The 16,610-nt window shown below is 61.4% G+C and carries 17 protein-coding genes; 4 read left to right on the top strand and 13 right to left on the bottom strand.

Going from position 1 to position 16,610, the window contains the following annotated elements; genetic code table 11:
- The first annotated feature begins 117 nt into the window (after window positions 1-117).
- Window positions 118-1,803, top strand: coding sequence for a fibronectin type III domain-containing protein (locus BSU04_RS12200; protein ID WP_089160847.1), 1,686 nt, complete (start codon window positions 118-120; stop codon window positions 1,801-1,803).
- A gap of 301 nt (window positions 1,804-2,104) precedes the next feature.
- Here the strand turns inward: BSU04_RS12200 and BSU04_RS12195 are convergent, their stop codons facing one another.
- From BSU04_RS12195 to BSU04_RS12180, 4 genes are read right to left on the bottom strand one after another with little or no spacing between them, the layout of a single operon-like run.
- The gene (locus BSU04_RS12195) at window positions 2,105-2,914 is read right to left on the bottom strand and encodes an SDR family oxidoreductase (protein ID WP_089160846.1); all 810 of its coding nucleotides are present in this window, start codon (window positions 2,912-2,914) and stop codon (window positions 2,105-2,107) included.
- A gap of 27 nt (window positions 2,915-2,941) precedes the next feature.
- Entirely contained in the window at window positions 2,942-3,757 is an 816-nt protein-coding gene (locus BSU04_RS12190; protein ID WP_089160845.1) for an ATP-binding cassette domain-containing protein, read from the bottom strand.
- Window positions 3,754-4,734: an ABC transporter permease gene (locus BSU04_RS12185; RefSeq protein WP_089160844.1), complete on the bottom strand. Its 981-nt coding sequence runs from the start codon at window positions 4,732-4,734 to the stop codon at window positions 3,754-3,756. Before BSU04_RS12185 ends, BSU04_RS12190 begins: the two co-directional genes overlap by 4 nt.
- 9 nt (window positions 4,735-4,743) lie before the next feature.
- Window positions 4,744-5,754, bottom strand: a complete 1,011-nt coding sequence (locus BSU04_RS12180; RefSeq protein WP_089160843.1) for a sugar ABC transporter substrate-binding protein — start codon at window positions 5,752-5,754, stop codon at window positions 4,744-4,746.
- A 209-nt stretch (window positions 5,755-5,963) separates the two neighbouring features.
- Between BSU04_RS12180 and BSU04_RS12175 the strand changes: the two genes are divergently transcribed.
- Window positions 5,964-7,004: a LacI family DNA-binding transcriptional regulator gene (locus BSU04_RS12175; protein WP_089160842.1), complete on the top strand. Its 1,041-nt coding sequence runs from the start codon at window positions 5,964-5,966 to the stop codon at window positions 7,002-7,004.
- Here BSU04_RS12175 and BSU04_RS12170 read toward each other — a convergent pair.
- The 4 genes from BSU04_RS12170 to BSU04_RS12155 are packed head-to-tail and all read right to left on the bottom strand — an operon-like array spanning window position 6,994 to window position 10,560.
- The gene (locus tag BSU04_RS12170) at window positions 6,994-7,863 is read right to left on the bottom strand and encodes a sugar phosphate isomerase/epimerase family protein (RefSeq protein WP_089160841.1); all 870 of its coding nucleotides are present in this window, start codon (window positions 7,861-7,863) and stop codon (window positions 6,994-6,996) included. The two genes, BSU04_RS12175 and BSU04_RS12170, sit on opposite strands and share 11 nt — an antisense overlap.
- Window positions 7,860-9,113, bottom strand: a complete 1,254-nt coding sequence (locus tag BSU04_RS12165) for an NAD(P)/FAD-dependent oxidoreductase (protein ID WP_089160840.1) — start codon at window positions 9,111-9,113, stop codon at window positions 7,860-7,862. Before BSU04_RS12165 ends, BSU04_RS12170 begins: the two co-directional genes overlap by 4 nt.
- Window positions 9,110-9,460 (bottom strand): non-heme iron oxygenase ferredoxin subunit, encoded by a 351-nt coding sequence (locus BSU04_RS12160; protein ID WP_089160839.1) that lies wholly within the window; start codon window positions 9,458-9,460, stop codon window positions 9,110-9,112. The genes BSU04_RS12165 and BSU04_RS12160 overlap by 4 nt, the downstream gene beginning before the upstream one ends.
- Window positions 9,461-9,486: 26 nt before the next feature.
- A complete protein-coding gene (locus BSU04_RS12155; RefSeq protein ID WP_089160838.1) occupies window positions 9,487-10,560 on the bottom strand; it encodes a fatty acid desaturase in 1,074 nt (357 codons plus the stop codon).
- A gap of 311 nt (window positions 10,561-10,871) precedes the next feature.
- Between BSU04_RS12155 and BSU04_RS12150 the strand changes: the two genes are divergently transcribed.
- On the top strand, window positions 10,872-11,726 hold the full coding sequence (locus BSU04_RS12150) for a phytanoyl-CoA dioxygenase family protein (protein ID WP_089160837.1): 855 nt from the start codon (window positions 10,872-10,874) through the stop codon (window positions 11,724-11,726).
- A gap of 1 nt (window position 11,727) precedes the next feature.
- On the opposite strand, the gene BSU04_RS12145 is transcribed toward BSU04_RS12150, so the two are convergent.
- Entirely contained in the window at window positions 11,728-12,078 is a 351-nt protein-coding gene (locus BSU04_RS12145) for a response regulator (RefSeq protein WP_089160836.1), read from the bottom strand.
- A gap of 208 nt (window positions 12,079-12,286) precedes the next feature.
- On the opposite strand from BSU04_RS12145, the gene BSU04_RS12140 reads away from it, so the two are divergent.
- Window positions 12,287-12,985, top strand: coding sequence for a YrzE family protein (locus BSU04_RS12140; RefSeq protein ID WP_089160835.1), 699 nt, complete (start codon window positions 12,287-12,289; stop codon window positions 12,983-12,985).
- 171 nt (window positions 12,986-13,156) lie between these two features.
- On the opposite strand, the gene BSU04_RS12135 is transcribed toward BSU04_RS12140, so the two are convergent.
- From BSU04_RS12135 to BSU04_RS12120, 4 genes are all read right to left on the bottom strand, one after another.
- Window positions 13,157-14,341 carry a serine hydrolase domain-containing protein gene (locus BSU04_RS12135; protein WP_089160885.1) on the bottom strand — a complete coding sequence of 395 codons (1,185 nt, stop codon included), beginning with the start codon at window positions 14,339-14,341 and terminating at the stop codon, window positions 13,157-13,159.
- 47 nt (window positions 14,342-14,388) lie between these two features.
- Window positions 14,389-15,117 (bottom strand): glutamine ABC transporter ATP-binding protein GlnQ, encoded by a 729-nt coding sequence (gene glnQ, locus BSU04_RS12130; RefSeq protein WP_089160834.1) that lies wholly within the window; start codon window positions 15,115-15,117, stop codon window positions 14,389-14,391.
- Window positions 15,114-15,770, bottom strand: coding sequence for a glutamine ABC transporter permease GlnP (gene glnP, locus BSU04_RS12125; protein WP_089160833.1), 657 nt, complete (start codon window positions 15,768-15,770; stop codon window positions 15,114-15,116). The genes glnQ and glnP overlap by 4 nt, the downstream gene beginning before the upstream one ends.
- Window positions 15,767-16,610, bottom strand: an 844-nt coding sequence (locus BSU04_RS12120; RefSeq protein WP_306427188.1) for a transporter substrate-binding domain-containing protein, incomplete at its 5' end; no start/stop codon positions are given. The genes BSU04_RS12120 and glnP, both read right to left, overlap by 4 nt.

Genomic DNA, 16,610 nt, shown 5'->3' with positions numbered 1-16,610 from the left:
TCTGTCATGGTCCGGTAAACACGTCTGGCAATAATGGAGTGCTCGAGCTGGTCTGCTCTCTGCGCTGCAGTGGGCGTCTTGTGCTGGCTTATCCCTTCAAGGACTGGAACACCAGATATGTCGAACAAGAACATTGGCGATCTTGCGCCGGTCGAGCAGGGTGCTTCCGTTTCGCGGCGTGGTTTTCTCAAGCTTGCCGGTGCTTCCGGCCTGGCAACGGCTGCAGGCGGTCTGGCTTCAGCTAGCCGGGCCGCTGCGGCGGGCCCGGACGGCACGCCTGAGCAGATCCACCTGACCTGGGGCAAGGAGCCGTGGGCCGAGGTGGTGATCTCGTGGGCCTCGCTTAGCCCGGCGCTCAATCCGCGGGTGCGCTTCGGCCGTGCCGGCGAGACGAAGACGACCGTTCACGGCGTTCAGCGCACTTATACCGATGGACTCAACGGCGAGATTGTCTGCACGTATCACGCGCGGCTTCATGGACTGCGACCCGCGGTCAACTACGAGTACGAAGTCACCGCCGACAACGACAGCAATGCGGCCCATCCCTTCACGGCGAGTTTCCAGACTGCCCCGCACGGCCGAGCCCCGTTTCGCTGGACCAGCTATGGCGACCTCGCCACGCCGAATACCGGCTGGGTGCTCTCGTCGCTGCAGAGCCGATTCGCCGTGCAGGCGGTGGAGCGGTTCCAGCCGCTCTTTCACTTGCTCAACGGCGATCTCTGTTATGCCAACCTGAACCCGGCACATCAGCCCGAGGTATGGCGCGACTTCGGCAACAATGCGCAGACCTCGGCGGCCAATCGCCCCTGGATGCCTTGCCCGGGTAATCATGAGCTGGAATTCAACAACGGCGAGCAGGGGCTTGACTCGTATCTGGCGCGCTATACGTTGCCGGAGAATGGCACGCGTTTTCCTGGTCGCTGGTATAGCTTTCGTGTGAGTTCCGTGCTGTTCGTCTCGCTCGATGCGGATGACGTGGTCTATCAGGACGCGGCTGCTTTCGTCGCGGGTCCGGGCCCGCTGGTGCCGGCCGCAAGCACAGGCAATCCGCTGATCGCCCCGGGGACCTCACTCTACGTTCGCGGCTATAGCGGTGGCGAGCAGACTCGCTGGCTAGGGGAGACGTTGCGTAAAGCGTCCGAGGACAAGGGCATCGACTGGATCGTCGTCCAGATGCACCAGGACGCACTGACTTCCTCGAAGACTGGCAACGGCTCCGACAAGGGTATCCGGGAGGCATGGTTGCCCTTGTTCGACCGCTATGGCGTCGATCTCGTGCTGTGCGGCCATGACCATGATTACGAGCGCAGCTTCCCCGTACGCGGCTGCAATCACCATGCGGGCATGGATGCCGTGACGGGCGAACCAGTGGATACGCTTCAGCCTCGACCGGTCATTACGACAAACCCCGCCGACGGTGCCTTCGATACCAGCCAGGGCACGATCCACCTGATCCTGGGTGGTGGCGGCACGAGTGCGCCGTTGGATGTCTACGGGCTGGACGCCGGGACCGGCAATGTGCAGGCAAAGGTGTTCACCAAGCCCAACCGGCCGGTACCCGGGACCGCGGCGAACACGTTCGTGCGCCAGCCCGCCGATGCGCTGGAGGATGCCATCTGGTCCGCGCAGCGCGATACCGGTACCGGTTATGGCATTGCCGTGTTCGATCATGATCCGGGGAAGCCGGGTGGCAAGACCACCATTACGATGAACTACTACCACGCGCCCGGCGCCGACCAGACGCCGAGCGCGACTTACGAACTGTTTGAGACCATCACGTTTTCGAAGACGCGTCGGAGTTGATCCGGGGACTGGCGAAAAGCGAGTTTGGTTGCGACGATCGGCACTTTCCCCGCAGGATTCCAGCATTGTGCTAACACGGGGGAAAGTTTCATGACGGCACGTCCAACACAACGAGGCTTTGTGCCATGACCTTCGAGGCAGGTGAGGCGATCATGTGGCGGCTTGTGCAGCGTTAAACGGGTCAAGTCGGATATCAGCGCGGGGTGAAGTCCGAAGGACTCTCTAAGGCTTGCTGTGCCGGTGATGGGTGCGCGTAAGCCCGTGGACCCGCACAAGATGGTCCACGGGTTTGACCGGCGCTCTAAAGTGCAGCCCCTGGATGCGGCGCGTCGTCGAACGCACCCCACACCGATTGATCGTAGTTCACCATCGACCCCGTCATCAGACCCGACTCTCCGCTCGCCAGAAACGCCACCGCGCGGGCCGCTTCCTCCGGGTCGATCAATCGCCCAAATGGCTGCGCAGCACTCGCCTGCGTCAGCCAGTCGTCAGCCGCGCCGTGATGTTCCCGCTGTATCCGGTCCTCGCCATCGGACGCCATCCAGCCGAGATTCAAGCCATTCACCCGAATCCGGTTACGCAAAAGCGCGTAAGCCGTATTTTGCGTCAACGTGGCCAGCGCTCCCTTCGACGCACAATACGCCGCGATGAACGGTTGCCCCGCCATTGCAGACATCGAGCAGATGTTGACGATCGAACCTTCAATGCGCTCGCGCCGCATGACACGAATGGTCTCCTGCATCAGGAAGAACGGAGCGCGCACGTTCGTCGCGAACATGCGATCGAAGAGCGTGGGGTCCGTATCGAGGATCGTGCCGCGATCGGTCATGGCTGCTGCATTGACCAGCACATCGATGCGCCCGAACCGCGCGTCTGCCGCCGCGATCACCGACCGGCAATCGTCGACCTGCGAGAGATCTGCCTGCACGTAACGAACGTCTGCGCCGCTCGTCTCGCTCAACTCACGCGCCTTCGCTTCGCCTTTTTCGCGCGAACGTCCGCAAATAACGACGCCCCTCGCCCCGCGCTCAACGAGCAGCGCCGCGATCGCCGCTCCAAGCCCCTGTGTACCACCGGTGACCACAGCCACCTTGCCGTCGAACTGTCCCATCGATTTATCTCTCCACCCTGTAGTCGATCAAAGCATCTCCGTCACTTCTTCAATAGACGTCTGCGCCACCGGCCGGTCGAGCACGACTTCGCCACGCGCCATTGCGACAATCCGGTCGCACGAGTGAAACACGTGCTGCAGGTTGTGGCTGATGAACACGCCGGTAATGCCCTGCGCCGACAAGCCCCGCACAAACCCGATCACCTTGTCCGTCTCCTTCACCGATAAATGATTCGTCGGTTCATCGAGGATCAGCAGCTTCGACTTGAAGTGCATCGCGCGCGCAATCGCCACGCCCTGGCGTTGGCCACCCGACAGTTCACCCAGCAGCGCTTCCGCCGAACGCAGATGCAGGTCGACATCGGCAATGGCCTTGACGGCGTCGGTGCGCATGCGCGCATGGTCCATGGGGCCAATGCCGAACAGCGAAAACAACAACGGTTCGCGCCCGATAAACAGATTGCGCGCGATCGACAGATTGGGCACGAGCGAGTTGTTCTGATGGATCGTTTCGATACCCAACTGCATCGCCGCCTTGGGCGTGGGGATGCGCACAGGGCGGCCCTGGAACAGGATCTCGCCTTCATCCGGCCGATGCACGCCCGAGAGAATCTTGATGAGAGTCGACTTGCCCGCGCCGTTGTCGCCGAGCAGGCCCACGACTTCGCCGCGTTTGAAGTCCAGGCTCACGCCTTTGAGCGCATGCACGCCGGAGTACCACTTGTGCAAGTTGCGCACGGCCATCAGCGAGGTCGATGTGCTCAGCGCGTCGGAGGTGGCGCCGTCGTTACCCTGATACGAATGCAGGGCGGTATCGTGAGCCGGGGAGGAGAGTGTGTTCATAGTTGCACCTTCAGATGTCGCGCCGTGCGGCGCATCCATGCGTTGGCGACCACTGCGAAAATGGTCAGGCTGCCGACCGCGAACTTGAACCAGTTGGCATCGACTTGCGTCAGCACCAGGCCGTTATCGATCACGCGAATCAGCAGGGCGCCCACCACTGCACCGAGCACATTACCGATCCCGCCAGACAACGCGGTCCCGCCGATCACGGCCGCGGCCACCGCCTGTAGTTCGAGACCATCGCCAATTGATGGAAGCGCCGCGCCAAGCCGCAGCACCTGTATCATGCCGGCGAAACCCGCGAGCACCGAGCACAGCACGAAGGAGAACAGCTTCACGCGTCGAGCCGGTACACCGCTCGATATGGACGCTTCAAGAAAGCCGCCGGTCGCTTTCATCCAGTTGCCGAGATTGGTCGCGGACAGCAAGAATGCCGCAGCCGCCCCGATGGCGATGAACCAAAGAAACGACGCGCGAAACAACCCCTCCGGTCCTATGAAACTTACGAACAGTTGTGCTGGCATCCGTTCGATAGGCAGGTTCGGCGGGAAACCACCGGACAGAACGACGGTCAGTGATCGCACAATGAACAACATGCCAAGCGTGGTGATGAAACTCGGTATGTTGAAGACCAGCGTGATCAATCCGTTAGCGAGGCCCACACACGCGGCTACCACCAGCCCGATAAAAAATGCCAGCCAGAACGGTACGCCCGCATTCATCAGCAGCGTGATCGACATGGGCGTGAGTGCAAACACCGACCCTACGGATAAATCGAACTCACCGCAGATCATCAGTAGCGTCACGCCGATAGCCACCAGTCCCACTTCAGGCAACACGCCGAGCACGCCACGGATATTTTCCGCGCTGAGAAATATCATTTGCGAGCGCACCTGGAACAAGCCGATCAACACGGCGAGCAATACGATGCCCGCCAACTCCGGCTTCTGCAGGTAGATCTTGAGCAGCTTTTTCATGCGAATCTCCTAGCGCAAGCCTTGTTGCGAGAGCGCGATGACTGAGTCCGCCTGGGCGGGCATGACGAGCGAATTGCCGGTGTTGATATCGGTGGGTGCAAGGCCGAAGGACTTCGCGAGATACACCTGCATCACGGGCATGAACCCCTGCGCATACGGTTGCTGATCGACTTCGGCCTGGATGTAGCCTGCCTTCATCATCTGCAGGACTTGCGGCACGATATCGAAGCCTGCAAGCAGTACCTTGCCTGGCGGCACATTGCGATCCTTCAATGTGCGCGCTACTGCTGCATGGAAGAAACCCATGTCGAAGTAAGCCGTTGTGTCGGGGTGGGCGGTGAGATACGCGCCGACGCGTTCGCCCGTTACCGAGAGATCCGTGCCCGAGTCGATCCGGTCGATCACGACCGTGCGAGTCGGATTGGCGCGCTTCCATTCATCGAGACCTTCCATCACGCCTTTCGCCCGTTGTTCGGCCCAGTTCTGCCCCGGCGCGCTGACACCAATCAGCACGCGGACCGGTCCGTCTTTTGGAAACTGGCTGGTGAGTTGATGGGCGAGACTGCGCCCTGCCGGGACAAAGTTCTGGCCGATAAACGCCTGCCGTTTCGCCGCACCCGCCGCGCCGCCGCTTTGATCGACGTTATAAGCGATCACGATGATGTGCTTGGCGCGGGCGTCGTTGATCATGGGCGTAAGCGCGTTGTCGTCCACGATGGTCGTCAGGATTGCGTCGGGCTTGCGCGCCTCGGCGGCCTGGAAGTTCGCGCTCTGCTGTTCAATCGAGCCATCGGTTTGAGTAAAGACCATCTGGCAATGCGCCTGAACGCGCGTGCAGGCATCGTCGAAACCTTTCTTCACGGCCTGCCAGAACGCGTTCGTCGCCGCGCCGTGTGTCAGCATGACAATGTTCAGCGGCTCCGCGCTGCGAGCAACGCTTGCCGCGAAAAGCGTGGATGTGATGCATGCCGCTATCGCGAACTTAGAACGCGTTTGAAATGTACTGAATCTCCGGGCCATCTCCTGTCTCCTGTTATGTCCCGTGCGCGGCTGCATTCGCGGTGCGAATGTCAGGCCGGCGTGCGGGGTATTGCTGTCGCCGTTCGTGGCCGGTGACTTATTAGGGCTTCACTCCATGCACTTGCTTGATAGGCCGGCTTGATGGGCCGATGAGTTGATGCGATCATCAGGCCAGTCCCGTGGTCCATTCCCTAAAACGTGTAAGGCTCATGCCCGACCTGACCAACCGCCGTAAAACGAGCATGGCCGATATCGCCAAGGCCGCCGACGTCAGCGAAGCAACCGTCGATCGCGTGCTCAACGGCCGCGGCGGCGTCTCGCGCGAGAAGGAGCGGCGCGTGCTCGAATGGGCGCGCAAGCTCAAGATCGATCGGGCGCTCGACGCGGTGTCCGTGCGCTGGTTGCGCATCGCGATCCTGTTGCAGCAACCCGTAGCGCCTTACTACGTCTATCTCAAGCAGGGTTTCGAAATCGCTCAGAAGGCCTTCGAAGCGCAGCGCGTGATCTGCGCGGTGACCTACTTCGACAACCTCGAACCGGCGCGCGTGGTCGAGACCATCAGCCGCGCGACGCAGAAGGCCGACGCGCTGATCATCGTCGCGTACGAGCATCCCGACATCACGGCGGCGCTGCGTCAGGTCAGCCGCGCGATGCCGGTCGTCACGCTTGCCAGCGACCTGCCGGGAACGGGACGCCTGGCTTACGTGGGTATTGATAATCGCGGGGCAGGACGGGTCGCGGGCGAGCTGATGGGCCGCTTTCTCGGCGATGCGGGAGGCAAGGTGCTCGTGATGACGGGCATGCATGATTTCCTCGGCCATGAAGAACGCGAAAGCGGTTTCCGCTCAGTGTTGCGGCGGCGTTTCCCTAACTGCGACATCGTGGAGACCGTCGAGAGCCGCGAGCAATCGGCGGTCACCGAAAGCCTCACTCGCGACGCCTTCCGGCGTTATCCCGACCTGCGCGGGATCTACAACATTTCCGTCGGTGACGAAGGTGTCGGCGCGGCACTCCAAGCGCTCGACCGCGTTCGTTCGACGGTGTTCGTCGGCCACGAACTCAACGACATTTCGCGACGCTTGCTTATTGAAGGAACGCTCGACGCCGTACTCGACCAGAACCCGGCCGCCGAAGCCATGCGTTCCATCGAAATCATCTTGCGGCACTATCATCGCGATCCCGGCGTGGCGTTGCCGCAGCAGATTCCGGTCACGGTGTTGTTGCGCGAAAACCTTCCGCTCAGCGACTAAGCGCTAACGGCGCGGGTTTTTCCTGGCGGCTCAGGCCGTTCCAGAGTTCGCGAATCCAGTCGCGCATCAGCTGCGATTCCGCCCAGCGGTCGGTTGTGTCGTTGCCATCGCGGCCGATGATTGCGTAAGGCTTGGGTCCCAGCTCGCAAGTGAAGACCAGCGTGTCGTCAGGATCGGCGCGCCGTTGCCACGACGCAAAGCCATAACGCCACCAGTCAAGAAACAGGTCCACCCAGATCCGGTGCGGCTCGAATGAGATCTCTACCTGCACCTGTTCACGGCTCGCGACGCGGCCGTGAAACGCCCACGAGTGGTCGAGGATCTGATGCATCGCAGCGTGGTTTTCATCGGACACGGGCAGCGCGAATTCACGTCCGACCAGATAGTGTGAAATGTCGCCAAGCAGTTTCAGGTCCGGTCTTGCATCAAGCAGATCGAGCGTGAAATGCAGGTCGGTCGTCATGCGGTCCCGATGCGTTTCGATATACACCGGAAAGTCCACCTGCTCGGCGAGTCGTGTCCATCCATCGATCAACTTGAGTGCATCATCGAGGCGACGCGGCCGTACGTCCGGCTGCAAGTCGATGTGATGCACGCCGAATTCGGTGGCTATTTCAAGGATCGGTTGCAGGTCATCTACCGTACGCGGAAAACATTGTCCTTCTGCTTGTAGGCCGAGCGGTTTTAGCAAGCCGCTAAGCCGGCGCACGTCGTCGCGCGACGCATAGCCAGCGCTGACGCCGTTGAAACCCGCTTGCGCGATCATCGTTATGTTGTCTTCAAGCGAGCGCTCATTACCGTCGGTATGACGGCGCTCCATTGCCCATAGCGACTGATAGATGTCGAGCCGCTGCGTCATAGCGCCTCCACGGCAAGCAACGGCTTGAGCTTGACGCTGCGATCCGAGAGCAAGGAAGGTTCAACGCACGCCCGCCGCGCAATCAACTCTTGCGCCACGCGCACGTCACGTGCGATCTCGCTTGCCTGTCCAACACCACTTGCGCCGACCAGCACGCCATCGCGATCCAGCGCGAAGAAAACTCGCGACGCGGCGCTCGTCTCGCGCACGACGGTCGTCACGCCGAACGCAGGCATGCCGGCAATCTGGATGGTCATGTCGTATTGATCGGACCAGAACCACGGCACTTCGGAATAGGTCTCTCCACGCTCCAGCATGTTGCGCGCGACAATGCGCGCATGGTCCTCCGCGTTCTTCCAGCATTCAAGGCGCATGCGCCGGCGGAACAGCCGGTGAGGGAACGAGCAGACATCGCCGGCTGCAAAGATATGCGGGTCGTTGGTGCGCAGCGTGTCGTCCACGGCAATGCCGTCCGCTACGTCGATACCGGCCGCTTCCGCCAACTCGGTGCGCGGCTTCACGCCAATGCCGGCGATCACGCAATCGCACGCGACGGTCGTGCCGTCGGAGAGCTTCACGCCCGTGACGCGCTTCATAGTCGATCCGATGACCCGGTCGACCTGCACGGCGAAGCGCACGTCCACGCCCATCTGCTTGTGCCGTTCCACCAGATACGCCGCGACGATCTCCGGCACGGCGCGCATGAGCGCACGCGCTGCCGCTTCGATCACGACGACTTCGCAACCTCTTGCAATGGCTGTTGCCGCGATCTCCAGCCCGATAAACCCCGCACCCACGATCGCGATCTTCCGTCCTGGCAACAACTCGCCGACTACGCTTGACGCGTCTGCTGCCGTGCGCAGGACATGCACGCCCTCAAGCGTTGCGCCGGGCACACTCAGACGCCGCGGCGCCGCGCCCGTGGCGATCAGCAGACGCTGATAGGCGACGGTATGCCCGTCCTTCAAAACCACCCTGCGCGCCGCGCGGTCGATCTGTTGCACGCCCGCATCGACACGCAGGTCGATGCGTTGCTCGGAGTAAAACGTCTCGTCATAAAGCGCGCATTGCGCGGTGGTTTTATGACCGAGCAGCACGGCCTTGGAGAGCGGCGGCCGGTCATAGGGCGCAACCCCTTCGTTGCCGAGCAGTGTGATCTCGCCGTCCCAGCCGTTGTCGCGCAACGCATGGGCGGCGCGCGCTCCGCTTTGCCCGGCGCCGATGATCACCATCGCGGGTCGGTTTTTCATGACGTTGCCTTAGCTTGCGGCGGCACGCCGAGCAGCACTTCGCCGCGTTCAATGCGCACCGGATAGGTCTTCAAATGTACGCAGACGGGCGGGCTCTTAGGCTTGCCTGTCGGGATATCGAAACGTCCCTGATGCAGAGGGCATTCGATCTCCCGATTGAGCACGAAGCCATCGGCGAGATGCGCGCGTTCGTGCGTGCACCAGCCATCCGACGCAAAAAAACCTTCGGCGATCCGATACACCGCGTAACTCGCGCCTGCATGATCGAAGCGGATTACGTCTTCTTCGGCAATCTCACTCGCAGCGCAGGCGACGACCCATTCGATGTCATTCGTTTCAACGGCCACAAAAGCCTCCGGGGTGTTGGAGTGGTTCAGATGCCCGACTGGGTCGCAAATGTTCCGCGCGGGGCGCTTTCAGCCGGCACCTCGCGTTCGATCACATGAGCCGGTTCGGAACGCTGTTTCCATAGCGCGGGCACCATCTCGCGATATACCGCGTAAAGGCTCGGATAAGCGGGAGGAAGCTGATCCTTGATGACTTCATGCAAACGCGGCAGCGCGTGGAACGGCACCATCGGAAGGAGATGGTGTTCGAGGTGGTAGTTCATGTTCAGGTACAGAAAGCGGAAGACCGGATTGATGTACACCGTGCGTGTGTTCAGCCGATGATCTTTCACGTTGACCGCGAGGCCCGCATGCTGCGTGAGGCCGAGCAACTGATGCAGCCAGCCGCCGTAAAAACGGGGCGTCCACACGAACATCAGCGGCAGGAAGCTGTGGAGTGCGATAGCAAGTCCAATCGTGCCGATGACCACGAGCAGATAGATTCGGCAAGACCAGATCATCTTCGGTTTTTCTGTGGCGGGGAGGAATGCGTCGGTGGTGGCATCTACGCGGCCGAACGCGTGCCGGACAATCTTGCGGATCTCAAGCGAGCTGCCCAGCAGTCCGAAGAAATCGATGATGATCGGCCAAACCTGCGTCGGTCGTGCGACCTGGATCTCCGGATCACGGTCCTGGAAGTACGTGTGTGTGTGATGGCGAGCGTGGCTCCAGCGCCACCAGTAGCCTTCGCGGATCGTCATGAACGAAGACAGGTGGTAGAAGGCGTCATTGAGCCAGCGGGTCTTGAACGGCGCGCCATGGGCGAGTTCGTGCCAACGGGCGTCGCTGGACGAATAGATCGTGCCGTAGACCAGGAAGGCCGGCACCGCCCACCACGTTCCCCAGCAGAACGCAGCTACCCCGCCCGACGCGACCAGCAGCAACAGCCATGGCACGAAGTTGCGGAGGCCTTCGGCGTCGCTGCGTTTCATCAGTTCTTTCAGAACGGCGCGCGGAATGCGCGGCTGATACCACTGCTGGCCGATACGCTCGTCGAGAGTCGGGTCGGTGAGGCCAGGCTTGGCCGCATCGGCGCCGCTGGCGTCGGGAGTCGAGGACATGGGTTGTCTCCTGCTTAATAGTGTTTCAAGCAATGTCTAAGCGATGTTTGAGCGCTTCCCGTCAGCTTCAACCGCCGGGTGGCCTTCTTGTTGAGAGAACGATAGATGACCGCGGCTCGCTGCTCACTCGAAAAAATGATGGATTTCCATCAAGCGCGGCTGCAGGCCGCATCGGCTATGGTTCTATAAAATAGAAATTAAATTCCATCGAATGGGTGTGTGAAATTTTCTTTGCATTGGTGCAAGTGGTCTTCTATGCTTGTGTGCACTAGCAGCCGGAGTGTTGCGTGGACTCATCCCAGGAGACTGCTGTGAACAGCATTGAAGTTGGCGCGGTGACGCCTGAAGGAGTGGTTGAAGCGCTGCTGCGCGGGCCGGGCGCAGTGCGTATTCGCGGCGTGTTCAGCGCGGCGCAGGTGGCACAAGCGCGTCGCGTGGTGATGGAGCATTCGCAGGACCGCGCGCAGACGGTCACGCATTTCCAGGGACAGGCGGCCGAAGATCAGCGGTTGCATTTGCAGCGACGCGTGTGGAATCTGCTTGCCAAAGGCGACGTGTTTTCGGAGATGGCTGAGCAGCCCGCGATTGTCGCGGCCATGCGGCTCTTTCTCGGCGACGACTTCGTCATGGGGTCGATCGCGGCTAACCGGATTTTGCCGGACGGTCCTGGACAAGAGCCGCATATCGATTACCCGTACTGGGACTTTCACTCACCGACGACATTTCCCGTCGGTATCAACACGAGTTTTCCGCTCAACGCGCAAGTGACCATTCCGCTGGATCCGTTCACGGCGCAGACCGGTGCGACGGCTTTTGTGCCGCACACGCAGCATGAATTGCGTTATCCCGGCGAGGGCGATGCGTTCTTCGAGCGTTGCGAGCGCATGGAAGCGGAGCCCGGCGACGCGATCGTTTTCGTCGGCGCGACCTGGCATTGCGCCATGCCAAACCACAGCACGCAGGATCGCAGCGCGGTGCTGATTCAATCCCTGCCGAAATTCGTCAAGCCAATGGAAGACTTGCGCGCAATGGTCGGCGAAGCGTTCGTCAAGAACGCCAGCCCGACCATGCGGCAGTTGCTTGGCTTGAACTTCCCGTACCCGCAGAATCTCGATGCGATCGCCGTTGCGACGAACGCCGAGGGTCGCAAGAACGCCATGCGGTAGGTCAGCCTTCCGAGAATTTCAGTGCGTGCTCCAAAGTGGCCGGGCTGATCGGCTTGTGAAGAAAACCGTCGAACGGTTCCAGGTCCTTGTCCTTGAGATCGGTCCTTCCGGTCACTGCTATCACGCACGCGTCGCGAGATGCACCTTCGTTGCGTACCTGACGGCAAAGCTCCCGGCCATCGGCGTCGGGTAACTCGATATCGAAGAAAACGACATCGAAACTCTGTGCCTGGGTCAACTCTATTGCCGAGCGGCCGTCGTACGCAACTTGCACTTTGTGCCCCAGGCCAGACGCTATTTCGCCAAACGCGTCGGCTGAATCTTTATGGTCATCGATAAACAGGATGTGCACGATTCCCTCGGTATTAAGCGGATGTTGCTGCTTTGGAAGCAGATGAACCGAACGAGATCGGCGCGTTCGTTTTAAATACCTCGCAACGAAGATGCCAGCTTTGATCGTCCCCCACAGTGTGGGAACGGCAATTGCACTGAGCGGGTGCACGGCGCAGCAGCGCCGGCAATTCGTTCAATAATCGCTTGCCCGTTCCGAGGGGACACCTATGCGACTCCTGACTACTCAAGATGGCTTACCCCGTATCTCGTGGGGCGCAGTCATAGCCGGCGTGATTTTGTCGTTGATTGTTTACCTGATCATGAGCGTGCTGGGGACCGCGATTGGCGCGTCGCTTCTCGCGCCCATGTCTCAGCCAAATCCCGGACGCGTCTTTGGATTTGGCTCGGGCGTGTGGGTGATTGTTACAACTGTTCTAGCCGTATTTGTCGGTTCGTACTTCGCCGGGCGTTGCGCGCCGGTACTTGGATGGCTGCACGGTTTGCTTGCCTGGGCTGTGATGACGTTGCTGCTGCTCTATGGCATGACATCGTTTATCGGCGGGGCGGTCAGCGTGGCGGGCAATGTCGCGGCGGCGACGGCGAACGTTGGCGCGTCGGCGAGTAATCAACCTGGGTCGTCCGCCGATTCCGCCAGGCAGCAGGCGCAAGCCGCGCTGGATGCGGGAGCGTCGGCAGTGACCAGCGCCGACGCGCAGCAGGACGCGATGCAGTCGGCGCAGACGGCGGCGCGGGGCATCGCTCGCGCGACGTGGTATTCGTTTGCGGCGCTGGTGGTGGGCGCCATCATTGCAGTGGTGTCCGGCAGCGCGGGTTTTCGCCATCAACCGCCATTTGAAGAAGGCGGCGGATCGGCGCGCGATGACGCGGTAGTGACCGATGGATTGGGACGGCGCAGGGTTTCCTGATTTGACCGCTTGCTGAATGAAGGCCGGTCGATTCGACCGGCCTGTCTTTGGTATCCCTATTGTTACTATCCATCAATCGGGCCGATTTTCCCGATGCCGACAAAGCCTCGTTCGGGCCACCTCGGGCCGGGCGACGCATGCATGCTCGCCAATCCCGAAAGACATCCATCCTCACGTCATCGACGCGATCGCTTCGAGCAATGCGAGATTCAGGCGCTTGAGATTGTTATTGGTCGGTTCAGGTTGCGACGAGAACTTGGCGATTACGGTCTCGCGTGACGGGTCGACGTATAGCCACTGCCCATGGATGCCAATTGCGAAGCAGGCTCTGCTGGCATTGCCGAGCTGATACCACTTGTTGCGGTACTTGCCGTTCGGCAACCAGGATGAGAAAGACCCGTGTCGCCATGCCTGCGCGCTTCCGCCCGAGAGCGTATCTTTCATCCACTCCTCGTTGATCAATCTGCGCCCATCCACTACGCCACCGAGGCGCACCAGCTCGCCGATCCTCGCCAGGTCACGCACCGTCATGCAGAGGCCGCCGCCTGAGCGCGCGGTGCCGGCGAGGTCCACCGTCACGCAGCCGTCCTGTCGCAACCCCAGCGGTTGCCATAGACGCGTGGCCGCGAAGTCCGCGTAGCGCGTGCCGGAAGCACGCTCGATCACGAGCCCAAGCACGTCGGAGTTGGGTGAGCAGTAATGGAAAGGACCGCCGTGCTCCCCTGCGCCTTTGGGCAGCGAAGCAAGGAAGCCAATCACCGTTTCCGGTTCCTCACCGACCAGCCGCGGGTCCCACAGGCCGGCCCGGCGGTAGCGGGCATAGACGCCGTTCGGATCGAGATAGTCTTCGTTGAACGCGAGGCTCGTGCGCATATCCAGCACGTGCCTGACCTGGGCGTCGCCAAAGGCCGATTGCGCGAGCTCTGCCACGTAGTGCGCGACCGGCGCTTCAGGGTCGAGAAGACCATCGCCGACGAGTATGCCGGCGAGCAGGCCAGCGACTGACTTACTGGCCGAAAACAGGATGTGGCGAGTCTGCAGGGTAAAGTTCGGTGCGTGAAAATCAGCGATAAAACGCCCGGCTCGCATCACCGTGACTGCATCGGTCGAAGTCTGCCGCAGAATGGCCGCGACCGTGCGGCGTTCGCCGTCGAGCACGAATTCGTGTTCGGTCAGCGCGGTGGCATCGACCTTGGGTTCTTCGGCGAGACCGGACGCGGCCGGGATTCGCGCTGTTGGGATCAGCTCGTGGACATGGCGAAAGGCCCAGATATTCCAGGGCGCTTCACGCCAGTTGTCATGCCGGACAGTGTCCCGGCGAAAGCCGTAGTCGCTTTCGAAATGTGAAGAGATCATCTTGCCTGCAGACTCCTGTTGCGTGCGGTCGTGAAAAAGCGAGGGCATCAATTAACGTGCTGCAGGAAGTCGCGAAAGCGTTCTCCTGGCGGTGTCGACAGCATCTCGACGGGCTTGCCGTCGTGCACCATGCGGCCGGCTTCCATGAAGAGGAGGCGCGAACCCACGCGTTGCGCGAAGCCCATTTCGTGAGTGACCACGACCATCGTCATGCCCTCGCTCGCAAGCGTCTGCATCACCTTGAGGACTTCCTGGCGCAGTTCCGGATCGAGCGCCGAAGTAGGCTCGTCAAACAGCATCAGCTTCGGCTGGACCGCCAGCGCCCGCGCGATGGCGACGCGTTGCTGCTGACCGCCGGAAAGCTGCGACGGATAGTGATGCATCCGCTCGGACAGACCCACCTTATGCAGAAGCGCGGTGGCGATCTCGCGCGCTTCCGCGCGCGTTTGGCGGCGCGCCCGGATCGGCCCGAACATGACGTTCTGCATTGCCGTGAGGTTCGGAAAAAGATTGAACTGCTGGAACACCATGCCGGCTTCGAGCCTGATGCGCCTGACGTCGCGCGCGGAACCCAGCACGCTGATGTTGTCGACGCGCAGGTCGCCACCGCTGATTTTTTCGAGCCCGTTGATGCAACGGAGCATCGTCGACTTGCCGGACCCGGATGGACCAACGATCACCGCGACTTCTCCGCGTTCGATCGCGAGGTCGAGCGGATGCAGAACGACGTTGGCGCCGAAATGCTTCGAGGTTTGCTGAAATTCGATCATGCTCATGGCAGGCGTACTCTCCGTTCAAGCACTCGCAGACCCAGCGCGAGCAGGCTGATCACGAGCAGGTAGATGATCGCCACCGCAGTCCAGATCTCCACCGCCCGAAAGTTCGCGGCCATGATTTCCTGGCCCCGCCGAGTCAGTTCGCCCACGCCGATAACCAGAAAGATCGAGGTGTCCTTCACCAGGTTGACGAACTGGTTTCCCATTGCCGGCAGCGCGCGCCGAAAGGCGATAGGTGTGATGACATGAAGCAGCACGGTGCGAAAAGGCAGCCCCATCGCCAGGCCCGCCTCGCGCAGTCCGAACGGCACGCCGTCGAGCGCGCCGCGGATGATCTCCGCGTTATAGGCGCCTGAGTTGACCACCAGGGTGATGATGGCGGCGCTGATCCCGCTGATACGGATATCCATCATGATCGGCAATGCGAAGTAGACGAACATCACCTGAACCACGATCGGCGTGCCGCGGATCAACGCAACATAGAGCTGGGCCGGCAAGACGGTGAGCCGGCCGCCGTAGGTCAGCGCCACGCCCGCGAGGATGCCGAGCACGATGCCTCCGGCGAGACCCGCCAGTGCGATCAGGAGGGAAAGCTGAAGGCCTTGCAGCAGGTCCGGCAGCGCGGCAATGACTGCCGCCCAGTCAAAAGTCATGACGATGCCTCGCCGAACCATTTGCGACCGAGTGCCTGGAGCCGCCCATCGGCCTTCATGGCGGCGAGTTGAACGTTGACCGCGGCGACCAGCGGGCTGCCCTTCTGGAAGCCGATGCCTACGTCAAGGCCCTCCAGCGCCGGCTGCACGACCCTGACCTTGTTCTTGCCGGCGTTGTTGGCGTAGTAAAGCATTTGGGGCTTGTCGTAGACGACCGCGTCGGTACGGCCGGCTTCCAGCGCCAGCAGCGCGTTGTTGATGCTGGGCAACTGCTCGACGGTGGCGTCCTTGACGTGGTCCTTGATATATCCGACCGCGAGCGTGCCTGTTTCGGTGCCGATGTGTTTGCCGGCAAGATCGGCCGGTGTGTGGATGGTGGTGTTGTCGGCGCGGGTCAGTGCGATCAGACCGCTTTTATAGTACGGATCGGAAAAATCGATCACCTGCTGGCGCTCTGGCTTGATGAAGAGTTGCGACACGATGACGTCGATATTGCGGGTCTGAAGTGCCGGGATCAGCGCGCCGAACTCCATCGGTTGCAGCCGCCATTTGCGGTTCATGCCCTTTGCTATCTCGCTCCAGACTTCGACGTCGAAGCCGCTATAGGTGTCGCCCTGCTTGAACACGAACGGCGGCGCGCCGACGTTGGAGCCGACGATCAGTTCGGCGTCGGCAGCCCGGACGACACGGGACAGCAGGATGGCGGGTGCGGCGGCCAAGCTGAGTTGCAGCAGTTGACGGCGATTCATGGTGTTGCCTCCACGGGTAAGTGAATCGTGCCGGGCCTGCCGTTTCCAGGACGGTCCGGCGTTTGTTATGGCTTGTGTTTTATTGCTTGGT

Origin of the sequence: Caballeronia sordidicola (assembly GCF_002220365.1) — a bacterium.
In the GTDB taxonomy this organism is placed as follows: domain Bacteria; phylum Pseudomonadota; class Gammaproteobacteria; order Burkholderiales; family Burkholderiaceae; genus Caballeronia; species Caballeronia sordidicola_C.
The sequence above is the reverse complement of the archived record's forward strand: the minus strand, read 5'-3'. Positions and strand labels throughout refer to the sequence as shown.

Excerpts from the sequence above, each read along its gene's own strand:
- BSU04_RS12200 (WP_089160847.1), top strand. The coding sequence starts at position 118 with ATGTCGAACAAGAACATTGGCGATCTTGCGCCGGTCGAGCAGGGTGCT.
- BSU04_RS12195 (WP_089160846.1), bottom strand. The coding sequence starts at position 2,914 with ATGGGACAGTTCGACGGCAAGGTGGCTGTGGTCACCGGTGGTACACAG.
- BSU04_RS12190 (WP_089160845.1), bottom strand. The coding sequence starts at position 3,757 with ATGAACACACTCTCCTCCCCGGCTCACGATACCGCCCTGCATTCGTAT.
- BSU04_RS12185 (WP_089160844.1), bottom strand. The coding sequence starts at position 4,734 with ATGAAAAAGCTGCTCAAGATCTACCTGCAGAAGCCGGAGTTGGCGGGC.
- BSU04_RS12180 (WP_089160843.1), bottom strand. The coding sequence starts at position 5,754 with ATGGCCCGGAGATTCAGTACATTTCAAACGCGTTCTAAGTTCGCGATA.
- BSU04_RS12175 (WP_089160842.1), top strand. The coding sequence starts at position 5,964 with ATGCCCGACCTGACCAACCGCCGTAAAACGAGCATGGCCGATATCGCC.
- BSU04_RS12170 (WP_089160841.1), bottom strand. The coding sequence starts at position 7,863 with ATGACGCAGCGGCTCGACATCTATCAGTCGCTATGGGCAATGGAGCGC.
- BSU04_RS12165 (WP_089160840.1), bottom strand. The coding sequence starts at position 9,113 with ATGAAAAACCGACCCGCGATGGTGATCATCGGCGCCGGGCAAAGCGGA.
- BSU04_RS12155 (WP_089160838.1), bottom strand. The coding sequence starts at position 10,560 with ATGTCCTCGACTCCCGACGCCAGCGGCGCCGATGCGGCCAAGCCTGGC.
- BSU04_RS12140 (WP_089160835.1), top strand. The coding sequence starts at position 12,287 with ATGCGACTCCTGACTACTCAAGATGGCTTACCCCGTATCTCGTGGGGC.
- BSU04_RS12135 (WP_089160885.1), bottom strand. The coding sequence starts at position 14,341 with ATGATCTCTTCACATTTCGAAAGCGACTACGGCTTTCGCCGGGACACT.
- glnQ (WP_089160834.1), bottom strand. The coding sequence starts at position 15,117 with ATGAGCATGATCGAATTTCAGCAAACCTCGAAGCATTTCGGCGCCAAC.
- glnP (WP_089160833.1), bottom strand. The coding sequence starts at position 15,770 with ATGACTTTTGACTGGGCGGCAGTCATTGCCGCGCTGCCGGACCTGCTG.